This window comes from Streptomyces sp. NBC_01306 (assembly GCF_026340465.1).
Lineage (GTDB): Bacteria > Actinomycetota > Actinomycetes > Streptomycetales > Streptomycetaceae > Streptomyces.
The window spans coordinates 3,969,180-3,994,819 of record NZ_JAPEPC010000001.1; the positions used below are offsets into that span (position 1 = coordinate 3,969,180).

A 25,640-nucleotide genomic window follows, 5' to 3' on the forward strand; every position below is an offset into this window, starting at 1 on the left:
GCGGCCACGATGAAGTCATGACCGAACCTCCCCACGAGGCGGCCACCGGCCTGATCACACTGCCCGGCACACCTCTTGCCGACGCCGTCGTGAAACTCATCCGGCCGGTGCACACGCCCTCCGTGTTCAACCACAGCGCCCGCACCTATCTGTTCGCCAGACTGGTGGCCGCCCGCCTCGGCCTGGCCGCCGGCCGGGACTACGACGACGACCTGCTGTTCGCCGCCTGCGCGATGCACGACCTCGGCGTTGCGTCCGATGGCCCGCACCGTGAGCGTTTCGAGGTCGAAGGCGCCGACCGGGCTGCCGAATTCCTCATGCAGCAGGGGACGTCCACCGCCGACGCCGACCAGGTCTGGCAGGCCATCGCCCTGCACACCTCTCCTGGCATCGCGGAACGCCGCGGCACGCTCTGCGTACTCGTCCGGGAGGGCGTCGCGCTCGACTTCGGCGGCCCGCTGGGGGCCCGGCATGTCGACGCTGTCACCGACGAGCAGGCCGACGCCGTCCACACCGCCTATCCACGGCTGGAAATGGTCCGCTCACTGACCGACGCGATCGTCGCGCAGGCAGCGAAGGACCCGAAGAACGCACCCAGGTACTCCATTCCCGGCGAACTCCTGCGTGAACGCGACTTCTTCGGCCGGACCCGGCTGGAACATGCCTGCCGTTCCTCCCGGTGGGGCAACTGAGCCCGCCGGCTCCACGACCGAGCCGGAAACGAAGCCCAGTCAACGAAAAAGGGAACTCATCGCCATGACCACCTACACCGTCGAGGTCCCCGAGGACTCCGAAGTCTTCGGAGAGACCACCGGCGCCTTCGCCCGCTTCGGCTATTCCGCCGCGGTCCGCGCGGATGGCCTGCTGTTCATCGCCGGAACCATCGGCCGCCGCGCCGACGGAACCATCCCGGACGCCATTGAGGAGCAGACCGAGATCGCCATCCGGCGCATCGAGGAGATCCTCCGGCTGGAGAACCTCGACCTGACCGCCCTCGTCGATGTGACCAGCTACCACGTCGACATCCACCAGCACCTGCCCGGCTTCAGTGAGGCCAAGCAGCGCCTCATCAAGGCGCCCTTCCCGACCTGGTCGCTGATCGGTGTCAGCGGCCTCGCCAGCCCGGGACTTCTCGTCGAGATCCGTGCGACCGCCGTCTATCCCGGCGCGTCCCGGTAGATCACAGCTCCCTGGGCCGTCCCCGGCCCAGGGAGCCGAACCCTTTCTGGCCGCGAGCCACTTGACGGCCCGTCCGTCCTCCACTTGACGACTCCCTTCCAGGAAACTACTTTCCTCTTAGGAAAGTAGTTCCGGTTGAAAAACACCAAGGAGGACGTCATGACCCGACACCCCACACCGGCCGAGGCATCCCGTGCCCTGCAGGACGTCCAACGGCGACGGGAGGAGGCCCTCGGTTCGGCGCGGGACTCGCGCTGGGTGGCTGTCCTCTTCGGCCTCGCCGTCTTCGCTCTGCTCGCGGCGCCCGACTTCTTCGGGCAGCGCGTCGAGTCCGTGGTGAACATCGCCTTCGCCGCCATCGCCGTCGCCTATGCGGTGCTGCTGCGGAGCAGGCGCGGCTCCGCCGTGCTGGGGCGGCCGACCAGGGTGCGGCACGACGCGGTCTCGCCCCGGTTCGCGCTGTGGAGCAGGGTGGCCATCCTGGCGGTGGTGGTCCTCGGGGCGGTCGCAGCCTTCGTGCCGCACCAGGACCTGTCCGTCCCGTACGCCCGGACGGTCATCGGCGCCGTGCTGGGCGCGGTCCTGATCCTCTTCGGGAGCCGTCTCCAGCGCGGTCTGGCCTCTCTTGCCGCGGGCGGGGAACGTGGACGGGCCGGGGCGCTCGATGGCTCGTCCTGACTTCGACCCGGTGCTGCTGGAGCCCACCCGCCTGTCGATCGTGTCGTTGCTCGCCGGTACGGAGTGGGCGGAGTTCGGCTGGGTGCGCGAGGCGGCGGGGCTGTCGGCGTCCGCACTGTCCAAGCAGGTGGGGACGTTGTCCTCGCACGGTTACGTGGAGGTGCGGAAGGGCTACGTGGGCAAGCGCCCCCGTACTTGGCTGAACCTCAGTGCTGCGGGCCGCGAAGCCCTGGAGCGTCAGGTCGCGGCGCTGCAGCGAATCGTCGACGGGCATGCGCCACCACCGTCCGGCGGTGTGGTTTAGCTCTGCTCAACCTGGGCTTACACATCGGGCGTTGTTCGAGGGGGCGCCGGATGTCAGCGTGGAGGCGTTGGCGGTTGGTCGACGTCTGCATGCCGGGCGTCCGTGCATCCGCGTATCCCCCTTTCCCGAGGAGCCCCGCTATGCCCCTGTGTGAACAGGTGCGCTTCATCAGCGATACGGCCGAGCTCGCCGGTCATCTCTTTCTGCCCGACCCCGACCCCGACGGCGCCGGCGCGGTCCGTCCGGTGGCGGGCGTCGTGGTGGCCGGGACGTGGACCAGCGTCAAGGAGCAGATGGCCGACCGGTACGCCGAGGAATTGGCGCGGCGCGGCTATGCGGCGCTGGCCTTCGACTTCACCGGTTACGGCGAGTCCGAAGGCGAGCCCCGTGACTACGAGTCGGCGGAGCTGAAACTCCGCGATCTCCGGGCGGCTGCGGACTTCCTCAGCGCCCAACCGGCGGTGGCCGACGGGCAACTGGGCGCGTTGGGGGTGTGCGCCGGGGCGATGTACGCGAGCGCCTTCGCCGCCGATGACGCACGGGTGGGGTCGCTGGCGCTGGTGGCGCCGTGGCTGCACGACCGGCGTATCTGCGAGCAGAACTACGGCGGGGCCGAGGGCATCGAGGCGAAGAGGACGGCGGCGGCCGCGGCGCGGCGGCGGTACGAGGAGAGCGGGGAGGTCGTCTATGTGCCGGTGGTCAGTGGAAGTGACCCGGACGCGGCCATGCCCTTCGACATCGACTTCTACCTCAACCCGGAGCGCGGCGGGATCGCGCAGTGGCCCAACCGGTATGCCGTCATGGCCTGGTCCGAGTGGCTGGACTTCGACGCCGTCGCGCTCGCTCCGAAGGTTTCCGCGCCCGTGCTGCTCGTGCACAGCGAGGACGCCGCCATCCCGGACGGGGCCCGCCTCTTCTACGACGGCCTCACGGGAGACCGGAAGTTCCTGTGGACCGGGGGAGTCCAGTTCGACTTCTACGACCGGGCGCCGCAGGTCGGCCTCGCCGCGGATGCGGTGGCGGAGCACTTCGCCCGCACGCTGTGAACACCCGTACTGGCGACAGGAGATCACCCGTCATGTCCGAGTCCGTCGAGTCCGTTGAGTCAGTCGAGTCAGTCGGGTCCGTTGAGTGCGTCGGGTCCGTTGAGTCCAAGTACGCGGTCGCCGAGATCTGCACGCGGATGGCCGTGCACGCGGATCGCCGTGAATGGGAGCTGCTGCGCGGGCTGTTCGCCGAGAAGGTGCTGCTCGACTACACGAGCCTGAGCGGCGGTGCGCCGGCCCAGCTCACCCCGCAGGAGATCGCCGACGCCTGGTCGGCGACGCTCGGCGGCTACGACGCCACCCAGCATCTGATCGCCAACCAGCTCGTCGAGATCGACGGGGACCGCGCTGTCTGCACGGCCTCCTTCCAGGCCACGCACCGGCTGGCCACCGCCCATGGGGCTCCGCTGTGGACGCTCGGCGGCGACTACCGGTGGGAGCTGGCCCGGAGCGGTGGCCGCTGGCTGATCCACACCGTGGTGATGACCGCGGCCTGGGGCGACGGCAACCAGGACCTTCCCGCACAGGCGGCTGCCCGACGATGACCACCTCCGCTCCCGCCTCACTCGCCGCGGCATCGCCGTCCGCCGCCCGGGGTGGACCTCGGGTGGTGCTCGGCGCCGCCTTGCTGGGCTTCTTCCTCATCTCGCTGGACGCGTTGATCGTCACCGTCGCGCTGCCCGGCATCGGGCGCAGCCTCGGCGTGGGAATGTCCGGTCTGCAGTGGGTGGTCGACGGCTACACGCTGATATTCGCCGCGCTGATGCTCTCCGCGGGCGCGCTCTCCGACCGTATCGGGGCCCGGCGGGCGTACGGCGGCGGTCTTGTGCTCTTCGCGCTGGCCTCTGCCGCATGCGGACTGGCGCCCGGGATCGGCGTGTTGGTGGTCGCCCGGCTGGTGCAGGGGGGTGCGGCGGCGGTGATGATGCCGGCGTCGCTCGCGCTGGTCCGCCAGGGCTTCCCGGACCAGGCGAAGCGGGCGCGGGCGATCGCCGTCTGGACCGTGGGCGGCGCGGTCGCGGTGGCGGCCGGGCCGGTGGTCGGCGGGGCGCTCACCGCTTCCGTGGGGTGGCGGTGGATCTTCTTCGTGAACCTGCCGGCGGGCCTGCTGGCCCTCGCTCTGCTCGCCCGGGTGCCGGCCTCCCCGCGGCTGCCCGCGCGCTTGGACGCGGTCGGGCAGGTGACAGCGGTGGTCGCGATGGGCGCGTTGACGTACGGCGTGATCGAGGGCGGCGACAAGGGCTTCGGCCGGCCGTTCGTGGTGGTGTCACTGCTGGTGGCTGTGGCCGCTGCGGCCGCCTTCCTCGCCGCGCAGGCCAGGGGCGCGCATCCGATGCTTCCGCTGCCGCTGTTCCGCTCGCGGGTGGTGGCGGTGTCCCTGGTGGTCGGCTTCATGCTCAACGCCGCCTACTACGGCGGGGTGTTCATCTTCAGTCTGTACCTCCAGCAGGAGCGCGGGCAGTCCGCGCTGCACGCGGGCGTGATGTTCATTCCGATGACGGCACTGGTCGCCGTGGTGAACCTGGCCTCGGCGAAGCTGGCCGCACGGTTCGGGCCGCGGATGCCGATGGTGTCGGGACAGCTGGTCGGGGCGGCCGGGCTGGTGGCGCTGACCACGGTCGGCGCGCATACGAATGTGTGGGTGGTGGCGGCGCTGATGGTGCCGGTCGGCCTCGGCGGGGCGCTCACCGTTCCGGCGCTGACCGCGCTGCTGCTCGACGCGGTACCCGCGGAGCGGGCGGGCACCGCGGGCGCCGTACTCAACACCGGCCGTCAGGTGGGCGGGGCGATCGCGGTGGCGGTCTTCGGGGCGCTGCTCGCGGGGGCGGGCACGTTCCTGGCCGGCATGCGGTGGAGCATGCTGCTCGCGGCGGCCGGGCTCGTACTGACGACGGGCGCGACGCTGATGCTGCCGCGCGGCGGCGGGCGGCGGGCCGCGGGGGCGTAACTGCCGGTTCAGGCCGGGCCGGTCGGGCCCGCTGGTTCAGGCCTGGCCGGCCGGACGCGGGGTGAGTTCGAGGACGGTGTCGATGAAGGCCCGGATTCCGGCGGACTGACCCGCGTCCCGCCACATCAGCGCGTAGTCGACCACCGACTTGTCGTCGAACGGGATATAGGTGACGTCGGGGCGGCCGTGGTAGTCCCCCGCTCTGACGGTGGCCACCGTGGCGCCCTTGCCCGCCCCGACCAGCGAAAGCACCTCCTGCCACCCCGCGGCGGCCGGGCCGTACGAGATGGGGTGGCCCTGGGGGGTGCGCCGGGGATAGAAGGCGTCGCGCCAGGCTTCGGAGACGCCGGCGGCCGTGACCAGCGGCAGGAGGGCGAGGTCTTCCCGCGACACCGTTTCCTGTGCGGCCAGGAAGTGGGTGGCGGGCACTACGAGGGCACGGCGCTCGGAGATCAGCACGGGGCCGACGATGATGCCGGGCTCCACCACAGGAGGTTCGGCGATCACCAGGTCGACCTCTTCGTCCCGCAGCGCCTCGATGGCGGCGTTGAACGTCACCTCCAGCAGCTCGACGGCGCAGCGGGGATGGCGGGACTGGAACCTCTCCGCCGCCCGCACGATGAGGTCGCCGCTCCATGGTGCGGTGAACCCGACGCGCAGCACACCACTGATATCCGCACAGGCCGCCGACGCCCTGCCGATGGCTCGCTGAATCTGCCGGTACGCGGGGAGCAGCTCGTCGCGCAGCTGTCGTCCGACCGGGGTGAGGGCCACGCGACGGCTGTTACGTTCGAACAGGGCGCCGCCGATACGGCGTTCCAGCGCCTTGACCGTTTGGCTGACCCGGCCGGGAGAGACGCGTAACCGTTCAGCGGTGCGCGCGAAGTGGAGCTCTTCCGCCAACGCCAGAAACGTCTCGATCTCGTACCGCTCCACCAGGCCCCCACCCCACTGGCGCCGCGATGTACGTACCGCAGCAGCCCCTCCGCCGTCGTTGCAGGCCGTGGCCCCGTCGAACATTAGGCCGCGGCGCGGGGGCGGTCCAGGCCGGGTGCGGGTCCGGTGCGCGGGCGCTCGGGGGATGAACGCCAGGCCGTCACCCGCGCCTTCGGCCTGCTCGAAAACGGCTGGCACGCGGTATCGCGGCCAGCCGTCGAGCGTGTCGTCGGCCGCCTTACTCCGGTGGCACGTTGAGGTGGAGCGATGCCGACGCGAGGCGCGGGGTGGTGCGGGCCTGGAGGATTCTGATCCGGATGCGGTCGGTGCTCACCGGCTCGGGCAGCGTCAGGATGCGCGCGTAGCCGATGGTGGTGCCGGTCGCGGTCTGCTGCCAGGCGGTGCCGGTCCAGATGTCGACCGCGAACCCCTCCACCTGCTGGCCCCTGGTGATGTCCTCGCCGAGCCGGATGCGGTCGAAGGCGCGGGTCCCGGACAGCCGTACGGTGACCTCGCCCGTGGTGGCCCCGTGGGACGGTGACCAGGCGGTGGTGAGACGGCCGTCGGTCAGGGTGCGCAGGACGGGGTCGCGGTGGCCGCGCCCCGCCGTCAGCAGGTTGCGGCCGTACGTCGCGGTCACGGAGTCCCCGAACGAGGTGAGGGAGCCGACGTCCGGCGCGGCGATGCGGCCGTCCCGGCCGGGCGGGACGTTCAGCAGGAGTACGGCGTTGCGGCCCACCGACTCCTCGTAGATCGTGACCAGTTGCTGGGGTGTCTTGGGCTTCTGGTCGGGATGGAAGAACCAGCCGGGGCGCAGCGAGACGTCCGCCTCGGCGGGGAACCACTGGAGGTACTCGACCCCGGATGCGGTGATCTTGTCGCGCGAGCCGATGTCGGCGGCACTGGCGCCGTCCGGGAGCAGTCCTTCGCCGTGTGCGGTGGCGGGGTCGGCGGTGGCGGGGGTGACGCTCCACTCGGTGGTGCGGCCCACCCCGTTCTCGTTGCCGATCCAGCGGGTGCCCTGCGGGCCCGCGAAGGTGACGGTGTCGGGGGAGAGCGCGTGGATCAGCCGGAACCAGGCGGTGAAGTCGTACTTCTCGGTGATCCCGGCGTCGGTCCAGGGGTTGGCGCCGTCGAGCCACAGCTCGTCGATGGGGCCGTACTGCGTGAACAGTTCGTAGAGCTGGTTGAGGTAGTACGCGTTGTAGTCGTCGGCCCGCACGGTGAAGGACGGGATCCGGTGCGCGGCGAGCGCGTCGGCCCGGTCGTCGTCGGGGACCAGGGTCGGGATCGTACGCCGCACGACCGGGCTTCCGCTGCCGTAGCGGCCCTGGCCGCCGGGGGCGCGGTCGCCGTCGTCGACCGTGGCCTGCTCCTCGATGCTGAGCGACTGCCCCGATGCCTGTTTCGCGCGGATCTCCTCGACGTACTGGGCGTGCCAGGCGTGCGGCTGTTCGGAGCCGTCGGCGGGCGAGAGGTAGACGCCCACCTTGAGGCCGGCCCGGCGGGCGGCCTTGAGGTAGGTGCCGAGGATGTCGCCCTGGGGGTTGCGGCAGCCGGCGTTACGGGCCCGCCAGTAGGCCGCCGGGTCGTCGGAGCGGTGGGCCTCGGCCTGTGCGCGGGCCTTGGCGGTGGCGTTCCGCTCGGCGTCGGAGCAGCCGTCGGTGCGGATCCACCAGGGGCTCGCGATCACCGAGTGGTTGGAGTAGCGGGTCGGGAAGAGGACGAAGCCGTCGTGGTGCTTGGCCGTGAACATCACCTGGCGGGCGCCGGCCGCCTTGTACGCGCGCATCCACTGGTCGGCGTCCATCCCGGACGGGTCGAACGTCGCCTCGTCCTCGGCGCCGGAGCCCCACTCGCGGTTGGTGAAGGTGTTCATGCCGAAGTGGGTGAACGCGGTCACCTCCCGCTGCTGCCAGGCGACTTGGGAGGGCCGGGGGATGACATGGGCCGCCTTGCGCACGATGGTGTCCGGGGTGTCGGACGGGTCGATGGCGATCAGCGATGCGGGAGTAATCCGATCTTTTCCGGGCGGCGCGGTGGCGGCGCTGCCCTTTCCGGGGGAGGCGACTGCGGGTGCGGCGGGCAGGAGTGGCAACGCTGCGACGCCTACCCCTATGGCCAGTACGGATCGTCGCCCGACAGGCGTTCCCATGAGTGCTCCTTCGGTCCGTGGACGCAGAGTGGAACGAATGGTCTACGAAGGTCTACGAATGGTCTAGACATCCAATGTCTAGCCGTCGGGCAGCAGTCTGCTGCGCGTCCGGGGGCGTTGACAAGGGTCCGTACGTGAAGAGGCAGACGTGAGGGGCGGGGCTGGAGACGGGGGCGGGTCCCTACCCCGGCCGTTCCGTCTGTTGCGACCGGATGTGACGGGAGCGCGCCAGGCCCTCCCAGCGGCGTGCTGCCGGTGCGCTCAGGCCGAACTGGTCGAGTACCCGGCTCACCACGTGGTTCACGAGGTCGTCGATGGAGGCGGGCCGGTTGTAGAAGGCCGGCATCGGCGGCACGATGCTCGCGCCCATCCGGGCCAGCGCCAGCATGTTCTCCAGGTGGATCTCGTTCAGCGGTGTCTCGCGCGGTACCAGGACCAGCCGGTTGCGCTCCTTCAGTACGACGTCGGCCGCCCGGCTGATGAGGTTGTCGGCGTATCCGCTGCGGATACCGGCCAGCGTTTTCATGCTGCACGGGATGATCACCATCCCCGCGGTGCGGAACGAGCCCGATGACAGGACGCTCCCTTGCTCGCCCGGCCGGTGGTGGAAGTCGGCGAGGGCGGCGACCTCGCGCGCCGTGCAGGGGGTCTCCAGCTCGATGGTCGTCCGGGCCCAGGTGCTCATGATCAAGTGAGTCTCGACATCGGGCAGTTCGCGGAGCATTTCGAGCAGCCGCACCCCGAACGGCGCGCCGGTCGCACCCGACATCGCTACGACGAGTCGCATCAGACCTCTCCTCCGTACGCGCTCCGGAGCGTGGCGAGCGCGGTGGCGGTGCGCTCCCACTGCTCGATGCGGGCGATGCGGGCGTCGGCGCGGAAGCCGAGCGGGGACAGCGGGATATCGAGCGAGGCCGCGGTGTGGGACTCCACCGCGAAGGCGCATCCCAGCACGCTGCCCGTCCCGCCGTTCGTCCCGCCGTCCGACTCGCTGCCCGCCCCGCCGTCGTACGCGTCGCCCGGCTCGCCGCTGATGAGCCGGGACCCCACCAGGCGGAGTGTGAGGTGGCTGCACACCGTGCCGTGCACGGCTATCAGCCCAGCCCGCCCGTCGCGCTCCAGGTCGGCCCGGGTGCGCGTGCCGCTCACGACGGCCAGCAGCAGCCCGGTTGCGGGCGCCGGTTCCAGTTCCGTACGGGACAGCAGCGCGCTGTGCGGATAGCCGTGGCCGTCAACGGTGAGGAAGGGGAAGGCCTGTTCGGCACCGGCATGAGCGACAGCGGCACGGATGTCTGCATCGGGGGAGCCCCGGAGCAGCGCTGCGACCTCTTCCGGCAGGCCGCGGGCCGCGTTCACAGGCCCAGAGCGGTGGCCCACCGCTCGCGGGTCCGGGCCCGGTAGGCGTCGGAGAAGCGGTTCGCGGCGGGGAATTCGTCCTTCCAGGCGAACGGCTTGCACGCGTCGATCAGTACGATGCCCATCGACAGATCGCCCTCGGCCCGCTGTTTCGGCGACAGCATGGGGTCGATCGCGGTGGTCGGCGTCCGCACCAGATGCAGCGAGTTGGCCGGGTCGACGCGGGTGAACACCGCCCACAGGACGTGGTTGATGTCGGTGATGTCGATGTCCTCGTCGACCACGACGAAGTAGCGCTCCATCCCACCGGTGCGCTTGCGTCCGGCGGCGGCGAGCAGTGCGTGCATCGCGTCCCCGGCACCGGTCTGCTTGATGGACACCACGATCATCAGCTGCCGTGCGTACGCCCACACGCCCTGGATGTTCTGCACCCCCGAGTTCTCCAGGTGGTCCCAGGTCACGGACGCGGAGTAGAGCGGCACCGCCTGGTCGCCCGCGGGGACGGTCGGGATCATCGGCGGGGCGCCCAGGATGATCGGGTCGTCGCGGTGCAGGATGCGCTTCACCCGGACCACGGTCTCCTGGCCGGAGTGGGTGTAGTAGCCGGTCCACTCACCGAACGGGCCCTCCAGCACGGACTCCTCCGAGAGCGGCGGCATCTCGCCCTCGATCACGATCTCGGCGTGGGCGGGTACGGGGATGTCGCTGTCCGGCGGGTAGAGGACCTCGACTCCCTCGCCGCGCAGGCCCCCGGCCAGGTCGTACTCGGAGACGCCGGCCGGGGCGGCCATCGCCGCCGCGGTGGACAGGATCGGGTCCTGTCCGACGACCACGGCGATCGGGCAGGCGAGGCCGCGGTCCCAGTACTTCGTGGCGATCTCCCGTGCGTGGCGGTTGCCCAGCATCCATACCGAGAGCCGGTCCTTGTCCTGGACGCAGCAGCGGTACGTACCCGCGTTGACCCAGCCGGTGTCGGGGTCCCGGGCCAGGACCATGCAGGCGGTGCCGATGTAGCGGCCGCCGTCCTCGTCGTGCCAGCGAGGTGTGGGGAAGACCGTCAGGTCGACATCGTCACCCTCCAGCACGTTCTCCAGTACGGGCCCGGTGGCCACCTCGACGGGCGGGACCGGCTCGATCCGCTTGCTGATGTTCTGCCAGGCACGGACGATGTCGAGCTTCGCGCTGTCCGGGGGCAGCCCCAGCGCCACGGCGGTCCTGGCGGCCGTGCCCATGAAGTTGGTGAGGACCCGGCGTCCGGCCGGGTATCCGGGGATGTTGTCGAACAGCAACGCAGGGCCCTCCGCCTCGGCGAGCAGTTCGGTGATGCAGCCGATTTCCAGGTCCCAGTGCGCGCCGTCGACGACGCGGACCTCGTCCTCGCCGAGGGTGTCCGTCAGGTGATCGATGTACTGCCGCAGATCGCGTATCGCTGTCATGCCGAGGAGGATCTCCGCGGCAGGGACCGGCGCTCAAGCAGCCCTTTCCGATCTGACGGTTCTCCGCGCGAGTACGCTTCTGAAGCGTGGAAACCCTCGACCGGCAGCTCATCAATGCACTGAAGAACGACGGTCGGGCACCATTCCGACGGATCGCCTCGCAGCTCGGGGTCTCGGACCAGGTGGTCGCCCGCCGCTACCAGCGGCTGTGCGGGAGCGCGGGCCTGCGGGTGCGGGGCCGGGTGAACGGCAGGCGGCTGGGGCAGGCGGAGTGGCTGATCCGGTTGCAGTGTGTGCCGAGTGCGTCGCGCGGCGTCGCTCAGGCGCTGGCCCAACGGGACGATACGCACTGGGTGCGGCTGGCGTCGGGCGGCACCGAGGTCATCTGTCACGTCCAGGCCCGCAGTACGAGTGAGCGCGACGCGCTGCTGCTCGACCGGCTCCCCGCCACGCGTCGGGTCACGGCGATCAGTGCGCACCAGGTGCTGCGCCGGTTCCGGGGCGGTCCGGTCACCTGGCAGGTGCCGATGGCCGCCGTACCCGGCCCGGAGCGGGCCGACGCCGACGGGCCTGCGGTGCGACAGGGCGGCCGGGCGGCGGCGCGACAGGGCGCGGAACCGGTGGAGCTCGACTCCGGCGACCTCGCACTGCTCGGCGCGCTGGCCCGGGACGGCCGGGCCTCGCACGCGCTGCTGGCCGCCGAACTGGACCGGCACGAGTCGACCGTCCGCCGCCGGATCGGGCAGCTGCGGGCGGACGGAGTGCTCTACTTCGATGTGGACTTCGACGAGGCGGCCGTCGGCTATGCCGACAACGCCGTCCTCTGGATCTCGGTCGCGCCGTCCGAACTCGACGCGGTGGGAAGGGCGTTGGCCCGGCTGCCGGACGTGCCGTTCGCGGCGGCCACTACCGGGCAGTGCAACCTGGTCGCGACGATGCTGAGCGCCGACCACGACGGGCTGTACGAGGGCATCGCGCACCGCGTCGGGTCGCTGCCCGGTATCCACGACATCCAGACGGCCCCGGTGATCCGGACGGTCAAGCGGGTTGGGGAGATCGGCCGGGCTCTCCAATGAGAGGGGGGCCTCCGGGCGGCGGCTCCCCTCTCGGACTCCCACCGGTCTTCCCGCCGGTTTCCGGGCTATCCGCCCTGCTGGAGTTCCGGTTGCAGCTCCGGTTCCGGTTCCACAGCCCGCTGGAAGCGGCGCGGTACGAGGCTGAGGAAGCGCTCCGTGTGGTGCTCCTCGTGCAGGTCCACCCGGCGGGCTTCGAGCAACTGGCGCAGGCTCAGCAGCCCTTCGAGCCGGTCCGGGTCGTCCCGGTCGACTATCACGACCCGGGTGACGTGGTGCGTGGCCATGCGGTTGGCGATGGTCCGCAGGGTCTCGTCGGGGTACGCGGTCACGGCGGTCCTGGCGAGTTCGCCGAGCGGGGTCCGGTCGTCGTGGGAGCTGAACAGGAAGTCGGAGCGGGTGACGACGCCCGCCAGATGCCCCGCCGGGTTCATCACGGGGTAGAGCCGCTGGGCGAGGAATCCGTCGACGTCATGGCTGCCGTGCGGGGCGGACAACTCCCGCTTGATGTCGGCCACGGTCTGATCGGTGCGGAACGTGGCGGTGATGGGGGATTCGAGCTGCCGTACGAGATGGACCTCCAGCGGGTCCACCGAGTACTCCCGGGTGAGATGCAGCCCCCGGCGGGCGAGCTTCTCGGTGAGGACGGACCGCTTGAGGACGATCACCGAGAGCAGATAGGCGGAGGACGCGGTGATCACCATGGGGAGCATCGCGTTCATCTCATGGGTCAGTTCCAGGCAGAAGACGATGCCGGTCAGCGGGGAGCGCATGACTCCGCCGAGGACTCCGGCCAGCGAGACCAGGGCCCAGAAGCCGGGGCTCACGGTCGGGAAGATCAGCCCCTCGGCCGCGCCCAGCGCACCGCCGATCATGAACATCGGGGCGAGGACACCGCCCGAGGTGCCCGAGCCGAGCGACAGCCCCCAGATCAGGGTCTTCACCACCAGGATGCCGATGATCAGGCCCACGGTGGCCCGGCCGGTGAGGAGCTGGTCGATGACGTCGTATCCGACGCCCAGCGCGCGGGGCTCGATCAGCCCGCCGGCGCCGATGATCAGGCCGCCGATGGCGGGCCACCACATCCAGTGCAGCGGCAGCTTGGCGAACATGTCCTCGGAGAAGTACACGAGGGCGGTCGCGCCGAGTGCGAGCAGCCCGGCGCCGAGTCCGGAGACCAGGCACAGGCCGTACGCGGAGAGGGGCAGCGTGGCCGGGACGTGGGAACCGCCGAAGAGCGGGGCGCTGCCCAGGATCGGTTCGCGGACCAGGGTCGCGGTGACCGCGGCGACCGCGACGGGGATGTAGGAGCGCGGGCGCCACTCGAAGAGCAGCAGCTCGACGGCGAGCAGGATGGCGGCCAGCGGCGAGTTGAAGGTGGCCGCCATACCGGCGGCGGAACCGGCGACCAGCAGCGTCTTGCGCTCGTCGGTGGTGACGTGCAGGAACTGGGCGAGGATCGAACCGACCGCACCGCCGGTCATGATGATCGGCCCCTCGGCGCCGAACGGCCCGCCGGTGCCGATGCCGATGGCCGACGAGACGGGCTTGAGCACGGCCAGCCGGGGCTGCACCTTGCTGCCGCCGACCAGGATCGACTCGATGGCCTCCGGCATCCCGTGGCCACGGATCTTCTCCGATCCGTACCGGGCCATCACGCCGATGACCAGCCCGCCCACGATGGGCATGAAGAGGATCAGCCACCAGTGCGAGGTGGAGCCCGGTGTGGTGGTGCCGAAGGCGAACTGCCCGTGGAAGCAGAGGTTGGTGAACAGGTTGATCAGCTTGAGCAGCCCCACCGCGACCAGGGCGGCGGCCACGCCGACCGGTACGGCGAGTACGGCGATCAGCGCGACCCGGGGCGGGACATGGAAGTCCCCCAGGCTCTTGACCTTCTGCGGGGGTATGAGCCGGGCCGGTTCCGGTTTCGCGGCGGGGGTGGGCGGGGACGCGGACGCGGTCATGGGATTCCTCCGTTGGTGGCGCAGGCAGGGGCAGTGCCGTCACGGGCACACGGAAGAAGGGCCGTCGGCGTTCCGCGGGTGAAGCGGTGCCGGCGCCCCTGCGTACGAGTGGCTTACGCGATGGCGGTGTAGGGCGTCATTGCCCTGGGAGCTGCCGATGCCCTGTGCGGAGGGCGGCAGTGGCAGTAACGGGGCGGGGCGGTCCGTGGCGTGGGAGGCGCCAGGTGCGGATGCCCGGATACTGGAGCGGTACGGATGAGCGAGCGGGGCTGTGATGTGTGACTGGGGAGCGACAACTGCTGAGCGGTAACTATTGATCGGTAACTGTGGAGCGGGACCCAGACTACCATTGCAGACTGCAATGATTGCTGCGGCTTCATGAACAAACTGTTGAACAAGCTGGTGGCAGCCTGCTGAACGGCCTGATGAGCAGCCGGGCGGCCCCCGGCGGACAGGACCGCCCGGGTGGAGAGCCCGGCGGTCGGAAACGGTGGACGGACCGCATGACGGGCGAGCAGACGGCTGCGGGCAGCCCCGCCGGGGACGTGACCGGCCCCACGGACGGCCCCCCTGACGAGACCGATGAGGTCACCGCTGCGGTGATGGCCGCCGCACGGCTGCTGGTCGGGCTCTCGGCGCGCGCGCTCGCCGAGGTCGGCAGCACGCTGACCCTTCCGCAGCTGCGGACGCTGGTGGTGCTGGACTCCAGCGGGCCCGTGAAGCTGGCGGCTCTGGCGGCCGTCCTGGACGTCAACGCGTCGACGGCGATGCGGATGGTGGACCGGCTGGAAGCGGGCGGTCTGGTCGACCGCAAGGTCAATCCCGACAACCGGCGGGAGGTCGTCCTGCGTACCACCGACGAGGGCGCGGGGCTGGTCGGGACGGTCCTTGAGCACCGGCACCGGGAAGTGGCCGCGCTGGTGGGCCGGCTCCCGGTGGACGTACGGGCCGGGCTTGTCGTGGGGCTCAGGGCGCTCACGGTCGCCGCCGAGAACCCGGCGCCCGCCCGGGACGTGCTCACGGACGGCACCGGGTTCTGAGCCGGTGCCGCCCGCGACGGCCGGTGCGGATACGGGTGCTGGTACGGGTCAGGACGTGTAGCCCGAACCGATTCCCTGCACCACGTACGCGCACTCCGTGTACGTGTAACCCGGCCGGATCCTGGCCGTGTTGCTGCCCGAGGTGGTGTTCGAGGTGTTCAGGGACTTGTGCAGGAAGTACGACGTGCCGGGCGGCAGCGAGATCGTCCGCTTCGGGTAGCTCTTGCCGCCCTTGCAGGCGCTGGTCTGCGCCGTCACGTCACTGGAGTACGCCGAACAGCCCTTGCACGCCTTGAGCTTGAAGCTTCCGGTGACCGGGCCGGTGTAGAGGATCTCGACCTCGTCCGGGCTGTCGTTGCTGATCGTGACCGGGATGCTGCCGCCGGACGCCATCGACGGCAGGTGTCTGCCCGCCGCGGCCTCGCTCTGCGCGATCTCCGCGGCTATGGCGATCTTCTGGGCGCGGGCGTGGTTCTTGTCGCTCCGGTAGGCGCTCACGAAGTCGGAGAGCGTCTTCTGCGCCCCGGAGAAGTCGCCCTTCTTGTACTCGTCGACACCGCAGGCGTACGTACCCGACTGGACCTTCTTCCCTGCGGTCGCCGCGTCCTCGCGCAGTGCGTCGGTCAGGGCGCTGTCGACGCCCGCCTCCTTGCCCGGCAGTCCCACGGCCTGTCCCTGGAGGATCTTCAGGCGCTCGTTCGCCGCGCACGGCTGGGAGCCCTTCAGATCGCCCGCGGCCTTGTCGATCTCGGAGCTGACGGCCGGTTCCACCTTCGCGGCCTGCTTCGACGAGGGGAACGTCGTGAGCAGTTCACCCAGGTTCCCGCTCGGTGACACGACGTCCTTCCCGGTGCCGAGGCCGGTCACCCCGCACTCGTACAGCGAGGTCGCGAGCTTGTCGTCGGGCCACCCGGCCAGCGCGCCCAGCTGCTTCCTGCCGTACGTCCCGGGCACCGTCCGCAGATAGGTGAGCGGTTCGACGGCGTCGCAGTACTTCTTCTCGCCGAACGGCGTGGCGACCGTCTCGTAGTACGTGTTGAGGGAGGTCGGGACGCGGCGGGCTGCCCGGGAGCCCGGGTGGTGCGCGTCGAGGTCGTGGTACGTGGTCAGGGCCTTGCTGTAGGACGCACGCGCGAGGGTGAACTGCTGGCCCTTCGCCTGCGTGACCAGCTGGTCCGCATCGGCGAGCCGGTCGAGGAGCATCTGCTGGGTGGCCTCGTCGCGCGCCCCGTCGTACAGCACGACACCGCCGACGGGCGCGGCCAGCAGCACCAGGCCGAGCACGATCGCGACCGGCGACCGCGGCGGCCAGATGACGCTGTGCCGCAGACCCCGGTAAGCGCCGTGGGCTGCGGCCAGCACCAGGACGGCGAGATACGCGACGACCGCGCCGGCGGGCACACCGTCCGGGTCCGCGGGCAGGGCGATCGCCAGCAGCACGCCCGTCGCCACCCAGCACACCGCCAGGGCGAGCCAGCGCCTGAGCAGCAGATAGCCGAAGCCCAGGCCGCTGAGGTTGAGCAGCGCCACGGCCGCGGCCCGCAGCGGATCGGCCGGTGCGGGCGGGGTGGGCGGCGTGGGCGGGACGGTGGGCATCGGGGGCGGGGGCGGCGCGCCGTATCCGCCGAACCCTCCGGGGCCGCCGGGCGCGGAAGGTGCGCCGAACCCTCCGAGGCCGCCCGGCGCACCGGCCCCGGAGGCCGGGTCCGCCGCGCCGAAGCCGCCGGACGCCCCCAGCACCTCGGGCGGTCCGAATTCGCCCGAGGACTCGGATCCGCCGCCTCCCCCGCCGGACCCGCCGCCTCTGGCCGCCTCGTCCTGCTGATCTCCGGACATGCCGCATACCCCCCGGTCGCCGGTCTCCGGGCCGATGCGCCCGGAGACCGTCACTGTCGAAACGCCAAATGCCAAATGCCAAATACCGAGCACCGAACGTCAGAACGCCAAGTGCCGGAGCCCCACCGCGAAAACTTTGCGCTCGCTGTGTATCTACCACGGACGGGCCGACTGTGAACTCCCGATTACCGTCAGTGCGACCGGACTTGGGGGAGTGCTGGTGGAATCAGCGGCCCGCGATCCGGTCCGCGATCGTCGCGATCCGGTCGGTGGCCGTGCTGCGGGCGGTGAGTTCGCGGGCGTCCGCCGCCCGGTACGCCCGGTACATCCCGTGCACGCCCAGCCAACGCAGCGGCTCCGGCTCCCAGTTGCGGACCTTGTGGTTCACCCAGGGGAGCGTGGTGAGGTCGGTCGGGCCCGACTGGCCGGAGTCCTGCTGGATCAGGTCGCGCAGCGTACGGGCGGCCAGATTGGCGGTGGCCACGCCTGAGCCGACGTAACCGCCCGCCCAGCCGAGGCCCGTCGAACGGTCCAGGGTGACGGTGGCGCACCAGTCGCGCGGGACGCCGAGCACCCCGGACCAGGCGTGGTCGATCCGTACGCCCGCCGTGGCCGGGAAGAAGCGGACCAGGATCTCGCGCAGCGCGTCGATGGTGGCGGGCTCGGTGCGCCCGGCGCGGTCGGCGCGGGCGGCGCGCGAGCCGTAGCGGTACGGGACGCCGCGTCCGCCGAGCGCGATCCGGCCGTCGGCGGTGCGCTGCGCGTACATGTACGCGTGTGCCATGTCGCCGAGCGTCTCGCCGCCCTCCCAGCCGATGGTGTCCCAGACGGCATCCGGCAGCGGTTCGGTGGCGATCATCGAGGAGTTCATCGGGAGCCAGCTGCGGCGGGCGCCCTTGAGGCCGGCCGTGTACCCCTCGGTGCAGCGCAGGATGTAGGGCGCGCGGACCGTTCCGTACGGCGTGACCGCGTGCTTGGGCCTGATCTCGGTGACTGGTGTCGACTCGTGGAGGGTGACGCCGAGCGCTTCCACCGTCTCGGCCAGGCCCTGGACCAGCTTCGCCGGGTGGAGCCGCGCGCCGTGCGGGGTCCAGGTGGAGCCGACGGCCCCGGTGACCCGGATCCGCTCGGCGGTCTCGCGGGCGCCGTGCAGGGTGCGGTCCGTCTCGCCGAAGGCGATCTCCACCGAGTGGAAGTCCTTGAGTCGCTGCAACTGGGCCGGGGTGTGGGCGACTTCGAGGACACCGCCCTGCTGGATGTCGGCTTCGATCGACTCCTCGGCGGCCGTCTTGACGACTTCCGCGACGGTGTCGTTCATGGCCTGCTGGAGGCGGACTGCCGCGTCGTGCCCGTGCAGCTTCGCGTACCGGTCGCGGCCCGCGATGCCGTTGTAGAGCCAGCCGCCGTTGCGGCCGGACGCGCCGTAGCCGCAGAACCTGGCTTCCAGCACGGTGATGTTGAGGAACGGGACGGCCTTCTTGAGGTAGTACGCCGTCCACAGCCCGGTGTACCCGCCGCCGACGATCACCACGTCGGTGCTCGCGTCGCCCGGCAGGGGCTCGCGGGCCAGGGGGGTGCCCCGGTCCGCGTACCAGAACGATATGCCGCCGTTGACGGTGCCGTTGCCTGTGCCACTGCCGGTGGAGCTCATGGGGACCTCTGCCTTCTGGACCGGTCCGCCGGATCGGACCGCTTGATCAGGGCCGTTCGGTGTTCCTCCGGCGGTTGCCGGGAGCGTAGCGCCGCAGGGGGGCCAGCAGACCCATCGGGTTCCACGGCGGTCCGCCGAGGCCCCGGGTCAGCGGATAGCAGGCGAGGCCGATGAGGACCGAGGCGAAGTGGCCCAGGTCGGTGAAGGTGCGGTCGGTGAACAGCGGCAGACCGAAGACCGCGAGGACACCGGCCAGATACACGTACCGCCAGGGAGGGGCGATCCGGTAGGTCAGTACGGCGACGACCCCGGCGAGCGCGTAACTCACGCCCACGTCCAGGGTGTTGACGGCCGATTCGGGGGCCCGGTGGTGGTGGATCGCCCAGAGCAGGGCGCCCTCGCTGATGAAGGAGGCGAGGACGTGCGCGAGGACGGCGACGGACAGCCAGCGGAGCGTGCCGAGCCAGCGCTCGGCCTGTGCGTGGAAGATCGTGTAGAGAAAGGCGTACGAGATCCAGCCGCCGCCGTCGATGTACATCGCGCTCTGGATCAGCACCCGGACGGGGTGCGTGGACAGTTCGTGGATATTGGTGGAGCGTCTGCCGAGGTAGTGCCGCTCGAACCCGGGCGACATCTGGTGCAGCGCGATGGTGGTGCAGAAGAGGATGGCCAGCCAGACGTAGGTGCCCGGAGCGCTGCGGATGTACGAGGCGACGGCATGGCGGGCGCGGTTCATGCGCCCGATTCTGCTGGTTGGCTCCCGGGGGCACGGGGGTCACCGCGCCGTGCGGGGGCGGGGAGTGGGCGCGAGAGCGGGGAGCCGGAGTGCGGGCGGAACCGGAGTGCGGACGGAAGGGGAACGCGGCGTGAGTGAGCCGGTGGACGGCGGGGCGCGTCCTGCGGCGGACCGGGCCGGGGAGTTCCTGGCGCGCTGGGGACTGCGTCAGGAGGGGCCGCCGATGCGCGGCCGGGTCGCGGTTGTCCTGCCCGTGGTCCGTACGGCCGACGGGGCGCGGGCCGCGCTGAAGGTGCAGGAGGTGGACGCGGAGACCGCGGGGGAGCCGGTCGCGCTGCGGGTCTGGGACGGCCGGGGCGCTGTCCGGCTGCTCGACCACGACCCGGCGACCGGGACCATGCTCCTGGAGCGGCTGGACGAGGCCAGGCCGCTGGCTTCGGTACCGGACGTCCTGGCGGCGACCGAGGTCATCGCGGAGCTGCTGGCCCGGCTGACGTCCGTGCCCGCGCCGGACGGGACGCGGTGGCTCGGGGACATCGCGGCCCGGATGCTCGACCGCGTACCGGGTGCGGTCGAGTCCCTGGCGGACGAGGCGGACCGGCGGCTGCTGAAGAGCTGCGCGGCGGCCGTACGGGAGGTGGCGGGTGAGCCGGGGGACCGGCTGCTCCACTGGGACCTGCACTTCGAGAACGTCCTGGCGGCCGGCCGCGAACCCTGGCTCGCCATCGATCCGAAGCCGCTCGCGGGCGATCCGGGGTTCGAGCTGATGCCCGCGCTGTGGAACCGCTTCGGGGAGGGCAGACTGCTGCGCCGGTTCGACCTGATGACCGATGTGCTGGGGATGGCGGGGGACCGGGAGCGGGCACGGGCCTGGACGCTGGGGCGCGTCCTGCAGAACAGCCTCTGGACCGTGGCGGAAGGCGGCCGGCGGCTGAGCCCCGAGATGGCGGAGATCGCCCGGACGCTGCTGGCACCGGGGCGGTAGGCGGTTCTCCCGGGGCTCCGGGGCCGGCTCCCAGGGCTGTCCGGTACTCGATGGGCTGCACCGACGGGCCGTCCCGGCCCTGACCCCGGCAGCCGTCCAGCGACGAAGCGTACGGTGCGCCGCCCGGCTTTGTCCGCCGTGTCGAAAGCCCCGGCGCATCGCCGCTCATAGCCTCAGGGTCCTTCCGACCAGAGGTGACAACGATGAACTGGCTCATCCACGACTACCGCGAGGACGACCTCGCATCCGTCGTCCATCTGATCGACAGCACCGCCGAGCTCGGCCAGGAGTCGGTGTTCTCCCTGGCCGAGTGCATCGGGGCGCTGACCTCCCGGCAGCCGGCCGTGGTCGCCATCAGCGGCGGCGTGCCGATCGGGGCCGCGCTGGCGACGGTGTCCGGGACCAGGGCCTGGGTGATGCGGATCGCCATCGTCCCCGGGCTGCGCGGCCAGGGCCTGGCCAGCGCGCTGCTGAAGGAGCTGGAGCGGCGGCTGGTCGGGGCCGGGGTGCGGACCATCGCCTATGTGCTGCCGGAGGAGGAGCTGCTCGGCGAGGGCCTGCACAACGCCGGCTACGACCGCCGTCCCGCCGTGGCCTACTTCGAGAAGTCCCCGGCGCGCGGAACCACCCGGGGCCGTCTGGAGGAACTCGGCGGCCGGCTGCTGGACAACGATCTGTGGGCCGCGGTGGCCGGGATGGAGCAGGAGAAGCACCTGATCGAGGCCCGGGTGGTCCGTCCGCTGGCGGAGCCCGAGCGGGCGGCCAGACACGGGGTGCTGCCGCCCAGGGCGATCACCCTGTTCGGCCCGCCCGGGACCGGCAAGACCACGTTCGCCCGTGCGATCGCCTCCCGGCTGGGCTGGCCGTTCGTCGAGCTGCTGCCCTCGCGGCTGGCCGACGAGGGCAACCTCGCCGCCGCGCTGCGGGCCGCGTTCGCCGGTATCGCCGAGCTGGAACGGGTCCTGGTCTTCATCGACGAGGTCGAGGAGATCGCCGCCGAGCGCGGCAGCGCGGAGCGGCCGGGGATGCACGGGGTGACCAATGAGCTGCTGAAGCTGATACCCGGCTTCCGGGAGGGCGAGGAACGGCTGCTGGTCTGCGCGACCAACTCGATCCGCTCACTGGACCCGGCGTTCCTGCGGCCCGGACGCTTCGACTACCTGCTGCCGATCGGGACGCCCGACGCGGTGGCGCGCGAGGCCATCTGGTCCCGGTTCACCGTGACCAGGACCGATGTGGATGTACGGCGGCTGGTCGAGGCCAGTGAACTGTTCACCCCCGCCGACATGGAACATGTCGCACGGACGGCGGCCCAGGCCGCCTTCGAACGGGACCGTTCCGGCGGGGAGAACGGATCGGTGGGCGCCACCACCGAGGACTACCTCGCCGCCCTGGCCCTGGCCAAGCCGACGGTGACGCAGGGAATGCTGGAGGACTTCAGGGCCGACATCACCAGGCACGCCCGGATCTGACGCCGCAGCCTAATGGCGTCCTCCGGCCCCGGAGGACGCCATTAGGCTGCGCGCATGATTCGCAACGCCATAGCTGCCGACGTTCCCGTCATCCACACGATGGTCCGTGAGCTCGCGGAGTACGAGAAGGCCCTGGACGAGGCCCGCGCCACGGAGGCGCAGTTGCACGAGGCGCTGTTCGGCGAGCGCCCGGCGGCGTTCGCGTTCATCGCGGAGACACCGGAGGGGGAGGCCGCCGGGTTCGCCCTGTGGTTCCTCAACTTCTCCACGTGGCGCGGGGTTCACGGGATCTACCTGGAGGATCTCTACGTACGCCCGGAACTGCGCGGCGGCGGTTACGGCAAGGCCCTGCTGACCGAACTGGCGCGGACCTGCGTGGAGCGCGGGTACGAGCGCCTTGAGTGGTCGGTGCTGAACTGGAACGAGCCGTCGATCAAGTTCTACGAGTCCCTGGGCGCCCGGCCGCAGGACGAGTGGACGGTCTACCGGCTCACCGACGAGGCGCTGGCGACGCTGGGTACGGCGGAGTAGCGGGCGGGACCTGGACCGGTACGGCTCCATGGCGTGCCGTACCGGCCGGACGGGGCAGGCGGTCTCACTCTCCCGGCTCCGGTGACGCGGCGGCCCCGGGCCCGGTGCGGTGCCTATGCTCGGCGACGTGACAATTCAGCGGATGGACAACGTCGGCATCGTCGTCGACGACCTGGATGCGGCGGTCGCGTTCTTCACCGAGCTCGGCCTGGAGCGTGAAGGTGCGGGGCAGGTCGAGGGCCGGTGGGCGGAGCGCACCGTCGGGCTCGACGGTCTCCGGAGCGAGATCGTGATGATGCGGACCCCGGACGGTCACAGCAAGCTGGAGCTGGCCAAGTACCACGCCCCCGCGGTGCTGCGTCCCGAGCCGGAGAACCCGCCGCCCAACACACTGGGCCTGCACCGTGTCATGTTCGCCGTCGACGACATCGACGACACCATCGCCCGGCTGCGTGCCCACGGCGCCGAACTCCTCGGCGACGTCGCGCAGTACGAGAGCATCTTCCGGCTCTGCTACCTCCGCGGTCCCGCGGGCATCATCGTCGCCCTGGCCGAACAGATCGGCTGACGCGGGCCCGCCGCGTGCCGCGCGGACGGGCGCTTCATCAGCTGCGACGCCCGGTCGGTCCACCGCCCCGCCGTCACCCCGGCGTCCCCTCCGCGCTCGCGTCCGCCTCCGCGTCCGCTGCCTCGCGCTGCCGGGGGGAGCGCGCCGTCACCATGAGGTACGCGACCACTGAACCCACCACCATGAAGCCGGCCGCCCACCCCGTCGCGATGTTGAAGCCGTGCACCACCGCGGTCTTCGAGAGCTGCGCCTGCTGGGACTTGCTGATGCCGGGCCGCATATGGCTGGCGAGGTAGCTCGCGGTGGTGGTCGTCGCGATGGTGTTGAGCAGGGACGTACCGATCGATCCGCCCACCTGCTGGGCCGTGTTGACGGTTGCCGACGTAACGCCCGAGTCCTGTGGGGCCACGCCCGATGTGGCCGTCGCCATCACCGGCATGAAGACGAGGCCCATGCCGAGACCGAGCAGCATGGTGCCCGGCAGGATGTGCTCGACGTAGTTGGAGTGCGGACCGATGTAGGTCAGGGCGAAGAGGCCGCCCGCGCCGATCAGCATCCCGGGCGATATCAGCAGGCGCGGCGGTATGTAGTGGAGCAGCCGGGCCGAGATCTGCGTCGAGGCGATGATGAGCATCGCGGACATGGGGAGGTAGGCGGCGCCCGCTCGCAGGGGGCTGTAGCCGAGGACGTTCTGCAGGTAGTACGTCAGGAACAGGAAGAGGCCGAACATGGCCAGCGTCGCCGTCCCCATGGCGATCATCGAGCCGCCGCGGCTGCGTTCGCTGACGATGTGCAGCGGCAGCATGGGGTGGGGGGCGCGCTTCTGCCACCAGGCGAAGACGGCGAGCAGCGCGCCGCCGACGATGAGCAGGGTGATGACCAGGACCGAGGACCAGCCCTTCGACTCGGCCTCGCTCACGGCATAGACGATCGCCACGAGGCCCCCGCAGCCGAGGATCGCGCCGGGGATGTCGAGGTGGCTCTCCTTCTGTCCCTGGCGGTCGCTGAGCAGCGTGAGGGCACCGAAGACCGTGATGGCCGCGATGGGCACGTTGACGTACAGGCACCAGCGCCAGTCGAGGAACTCGGTGAGGATGCCGCCGAGGAGCAGCCCGATGGCCGCGCCCGCGCCCGCGATGGCCCCGTAGATGCCGAACGCCTTGGCGCGCTCCCTGCCCAGCGAGAAGGTCGTGGTGAGCAGGGAGAGCGCGGACGGCGCGAGAAGGGCGGCGAACGCGCCCTGGAGCGCGCGGGCGGCGAAGAGCATGGAGCCGTTCACCGCCCCGCCGCCGAGTGCGGATGCGGCGGCGAAGCCGATGAGGCCGATGATGAACGTCCGTTTACGGCCGACGAGGTCGGCGACGCGGCCACCGAGCAGCAGCAGCCCGCCGAACGCCAGCGTGTACGCCGTGATGACCCACTGGCGGTTGCCGTTGGTGAGGTGCAGGTCGTGCTGGGCGGACGGCAGGGCGATGTTCACGATGGTGGCATCGAGCACCACCATGAGCTGCGCCAGCGCGATGACGGCCAGCCCCCACCAGCGATGGGGGTCGGGCTGGTCGGGACTGGTGGGCTCCGGGGTGGATATCGCCGGCTCGCTCATCTGCCCAGAGGATCACAGAATGGGGCTGTTCGCTCTTTAGTGGGGGTTGTTCGTGTTTGGTGCGGATTGCGTACGCGAGGGGACCCGGCCGTTCAGCCCCCAGTGGTTCGCGCCGCTCCCGCCGCTCCCGCTCCTCCCGCGGCTTACGGGATCAGCACCACTTTTCCCGTCGTGCCGCGCGTCTCCAGCGCGTGGTGGGCCGCTGCTGCCCCGCTCAGCGGGAAGCGCTGGACGGCGGGGCGCAGCCGTCCGGCGGCGGCCTCGGCCAGGGAGAGGGTCTCCAGGGTTCGGATGTCGCCGCCCGCCCTCTCGATCATCACGGGGCCCAGGACGCCCTGGGACGTGATTCCGCGCGCCGCCAGCTCCTCGTCGGTGAAGGTCAGGGGTTCACCGTCGTGCGGCCCCTTCCCCGACCAGCCGAAGACGAGGTGCCGGCCGCCCCTGGCGAGCAGGTCCACGGCGGCGCGGCCGGTGGCCCCGCCCACCGAGTCGAAGACGACGGTGGCGCCCCGGTCGCCTAGGTGGGCGCGGACCTCGTCGGCCCAGCCGGGCCGGGTGTAGTCGACGGCCAGGTCGGCGCCGTTCTGCCGGACGCGGGCGACCTTGGCCGGTCCGCCCGCCAGGCCGACGACGGTGGCGCCGAGGTTCTTCGCGTACTGCACCAGGAGCGTCCCGATGCCGCCCGCCGCGGCCGGGACCATTGCGACGCTGCCGGCGGTGAGATCCGCGAACTGGAGGATGCCCAGCGTGGTGCGCCCGGTGCCGATCATGGCGACGGCCTCGGCCTCGTCCAGGTTCTCCGGGATCTCGTGCAGCCTGGCCGCTTCGGTCACGGCGAGGGCGGCGTAACCGCCCGGGTTCATGCCGAGGTGCGCGACGACGCGCCGGCCCAGCCACTGCGCCCCGGTCCCCGGGCCGAGCCGGTCCACCGTGCCGGCGACCTCGCGGCCGGGGACGGTCGGCAGCTCGGCGGAGGCCGGATACGGGCCCGGCATCCCCTGGCGCAGCGCGGTGTCCAGGAGGTGGACACCGGCCGCCGCGACGGCGATACGGACCTGGCCGGGGCCCGGTTCCGGATCGGGGGCGGTGTCGTACGTGAGGTTCTCGGCGGGCCCGTACTCGTACAGTCGAATGGCTCTCATG

The 25,640-nt window shown here is 71.3% G+C and carries 24 protein-coding genes; 13 read left to right on the plus strand and 11 right to left on the minus strand.

The window, feature by feature from the left end:
- The first annotated feature begins 17 nt into the window (after positions 1–17).
- The 7 genes from OG385_RS17450 (at position 18) to OG385_RS17480 (ending at position 5,155) form a co-directional block, all read left to right on the plus strand.
- Positions 18–692, plus strand: coding sequence for an HD domain-containing protein (locus tag OG385_RS17450; RefSeq protein WP_266855560.1), 675 nt, complete (start codon positions 18–20; stop codon positions 690–692).
- A 64-nt stretch (positions 693–756) separates the two neighbouring features.
- The gene (locus tag OG385_RS17455) at positions 757–1,179 is read left to right on the plus strand and encodes a Rid family hydrolase (protein ID WP_266855561.1); all 423 of its coding nucleotides are present in this window, start codon (positions 757–759) and stop codon (positions 1,177–1,179) included.
- A gap of 159 nt (positions 1,180–1,338) precedes the next feature.
- A complete protein-coding gene (locus OG385_RS17460; RefSeq protein ID WP_266855562.1) occupies positions 1,339–1,857 on the plus strand; it encodes a hypothetical protein in 519 nt (172 codons plus the stop codon).
- Positions 1,844–2,161 (plus strand): transcriptional regulator, encoded by a 318-nt coding sequence (locus OG385_RS17465; RefSeq protein ID WP_266855563.1) that lies wholly within the window; start codon positions 1,844–1,846, stop codon positions 2,159–2,161. The genes OG385_RS17460 and OG385_RS17465 overlap by 14 nt, the downstream gene beginning before the upstream one ends.
- Positions 2,162–2,301: 140 nt before the next feature.
- The gene (locus OG385_RS17470) at positions 2,302–3,207 is read left to right on the plus strand and encodes an alpha/beta hydrolase (protein WP_266855564.1); all 906 of its coding nucleotides are present in this window, start codon (positions 2,302–2,304) and stop codon (positions 3,205–3,207) included.
- A 32-nt stretch (positions 3,208–3,239) separates the two neighbouring features.
- Positions 3,240–3,752, plus strand: a complete 513-nt coding sequence (locus OG385_RS17475; RefSeq protein ID WP_266855565.1) for a nuclear transport factor 2 family protein — start codon at positions 3,240–3,242, stop codon at positions 3,750–3,752.
- Between the two features lie 62 nt (positions 3,753–3,814).
- Positions 3,815–5,155 carry an MFS transporter gene (locus tag OG385_RS17480; protein WP_266860945.1) on the plus strand — a complete coding sequence of 447 codons (1,341 nt, stop codon included), beginning with the start codon at positions 3,815–3,817 and terminating at the stop codon, positions 5,153–5,155.
- Between the two features lie 36 nt (positions 5,156–5,191).
- Here the strand turns inward: OG385_RS17480 and OG385_RS17485 are convergent, their stop codons facing one another.
- The 5 genes from OG385_RS17485 to OG385_RS17505 all read right to left on the minus strand — a co-directional run bounded on the left by OG385_RS17485 (position 5,192) and on the right by OG385_RS17505 (position 11,038).
- The gene (locus OG385_RS17485; RefSeq protein WP_266855566.1) at positions 5,192–6,091 is read right to left on the minus strand and encodes a LysR family transcriptional regulator; all 900 of its coding nucleotides are present in this window, start codon (positions 6,089–6,091) and stop codon (positions 5,192–5,194) included.
- A 238-nt stretch (positions 6,092–6,329) separates the two neighbouring features.
- Positions 6,330–8,246: an alpha-L-fucosidase gene (locus OG385_RS17490; protein WP_266855567.1), complete on the minus strand. Its 1,917-nt coding sequence runs from the start codon at positions 8,244–8,246 to the stop codon at positions 6,330–6,332.
- Positions 8,247–8,427: 181 nt separating this feature from the next.
- Positions 8,428–9,033 carry a non-oxidative hydroxyarylic acid decarboxylases subunit B gene (locus tag OG385_RS17495; protein WP_266855568.1) on the minus strand — a complete coding sequence of 202 codons (606 nt, stop codon included), beginning with the start codon at positions 9,031–9,033 and terminating at the stop codon, positions 8,428–8,430.
- Entirely contained in the window at positions 9,033–9,602 is a 570-nt protein-coding gene (locus OG385_RS17500; RefSeq protein ID WP_266855569.1) for a hypothetical protein, read from the minus strand. The genes OG385_RS17495 and OG385_RS17500 overlap by 1 nt, the downstream gene beginning before the upstream one ends.
- Positions 9,599–11,038 (minus strand): UbiD family decarboxylase, encoded by a 1,440-nt coding sequence (locus tag OG385_RS17505; protein WP_266855570.1) that lies wholly within the window; start codon positions 11,036–11,038, stop codon positions 9,599–9,601. Before OG385_RS17505 ends, OG385_RS17500 begins: the two co-directional genes overlap by 4 nt.
- An 86-nt stretch (positions 11,039–11,124) precedes the next feature.
- Here OG385_RS17505 and OG385_RS17510 point away from each other — a divergent pair, with 86 nt between their 5' ends.
- A complete protein-coding gene (locus tag OG385_RS17510) occupies positions 11,125–12,114 on the plus strand; it encodes an Lrp/AsnC family transcriptional regulator (RefSeq protein ID WP_266855571.1) in 990 nt (329 codons plus the stop codon).
- A 65-nt stretch (positions 12,115–12,179) separates the two neighbouring features.
- Here the strand turns inward: OG385_RS17510 and OG385_RS17515 are convergent, their stop codons facing one another.
- On the minus strand, positions 12,180–14,075 hold the full coding sequence (locus OG385_RS17515; RefSeq protein ID WP_266855572.1) for a chloride channel protein: 1,896 nt from the start codon (positions 14,073–14,075) through the stop codon (positions 12,180–12,182).
- A gap of 602 nt (positions 14,076–14,677) precedes the next feature.
- On the opposite strand from OG385_RS17515, the gene OG385_RS17520 reads away from it, so the two are divergent.
- Entirely contained in the window at positions 14,678–15,115 is a 438-nt protein-coding gene (locus OG385_RS17520; RefSeq protein ID WP_266860947.1) for a MarR family winged helix-turn-helix transcriptional regulator, read from the plus strand.
- Between the two features lie 48 nt (positions 15,116–15,163).
- On the opposite strand, the gene OG385_RS17525 is transcribed toward OG385_RS17520, so the two are convergent.
- The 3 genes from OG385_RS17525 to OG385_RS17535 all read right to left on the minus strand — a co-directional run bounded on the left by OG385_RS17525 (position 15,164) and on the right by OG385_RS17535 (position 19,338).
- Positions 15,164–16,951 (minus strand): hypothetical protein, encoded by a 1,788-nt coding sequence (locus OG385_RS17525; protein WP_266855573.1) that lies wholly within the window; start codon positions 16,949–16,951, stop codon positions 15,164–15,166.
- 226 nt (positions 16,952–17,177) lie between these two features.
- On the minus strand, positions 17,178–18,602 hold the full coding sequence (locus OG385_RS17530; protein ID WP_266855574.1) for an FAD-binding oxidoreductase: 1,425 nt from the start codon (positions 18,600–18,602) through the stop codon (positions 17,178–17,180).
- A gap of 46 nt (positions 18,603–18,648) precedes the next feature.
- On the minus strand, positions 18,649–19,338 hold the full coding sequence (locus OG385_RS17535; protein ID WP_266855575.1) for a rhomboid-like protein: 690 nt from the start codon (positions 19,336–19,338) through the stop codon (positions 18,649–18,651).
- A 130-nt stretch (positions 19,339–19,468) separates the two neighbouring features.
- Between OG385_RS17535 and OG385_RS17540 the strand changes: the two genes are divergently transcribed.
- The 4 genes from OG385_RS17540 (at position 19,469) to OG385_RS17555 (ending at position 22,894) form a co-directional block, all read left to right on the plus strand.
- Positions 19,469–20,323, plus strand: a complete 855-nt coding sequence (locus OG385_RS17540) for an aminoglycoside phosphotransferase family protein (RefSeq protein ID WP_266855576.1) — start codon at positions 19,469–19,471, stop codon at positions 20,321–20,323.
- Between the two features lie 203 nt (positions 20,324–20,526).
- On the plus strand, positions 20,527–21,795 hold the full coding sequence (locus OG385_RS17545; protein WP_266855577.1) for an ATP-binding protein: 1,269 nt from the start codon (positions 20,527–20,529) through the stop codon (positions 21,793–21,795).
- A gap of 54 nt (positions 21,796–21,849) precedes the next feature.
- Positions 21,850–22,326, plus strand: a complete 477-nt coding sequence (locus OG385_RS17550; RefSeq protein ID WP_266855578.1) for a GNAT family N-acetyltransferase — start codon at positions 21,850–21,852, stop codon at positions 22,324–22,326.
- A 127-nt stretch (positions 22,327–22,453) separates the two neighbouring features.
- Positions 22,454–22,894 carry a VOC family protein gene (locus tag OG385_RS17555; protein WP_266855579.1) on the plus strand — a complete coding sequence of 147 codons (441 nt, stop codon included), beginning with the start codon at positions 22,454–22,456 and terminating at the stop codon, positions 22,892–22,894.
- A 73-nt stretch (positions 22,895–22,967) separates the two neighbouring features.
- Here OG385_RS17555 and OG385_RS17560 read toward each other — a convergent pair whose 3' ends face one another.
- Both OG385_RS17560 and OG385_RS17565 read right to left on the minus strand, forming a co-directional pair.
- Positions 22,968–24,497 carry an MFS transporter gene (locus OG385_RS17560; protein WP_266855580.1) on the minus strand — a complete coding sequence of 510 codons (1,530 nt, stop codon included), beginning with the start codon at positions 24,495–24,497 and terminating at the stop codon, positions 22,968–22,970.
- Positions 24,498–24,640: 143 nt separating this feature from the next.
- Complete coding sequence (locus tag OG385_RS17565; protein WP_266855581.1) at positions 24,641–25,639, minus strand: zinc-binding dehydrogenase; 999 nt, start codon at positions 25,637–25,639, stop codon at positions 24,641–24,643.
- Between the last annotated feature and the right edge of the window lies 1 nt (position 25,640).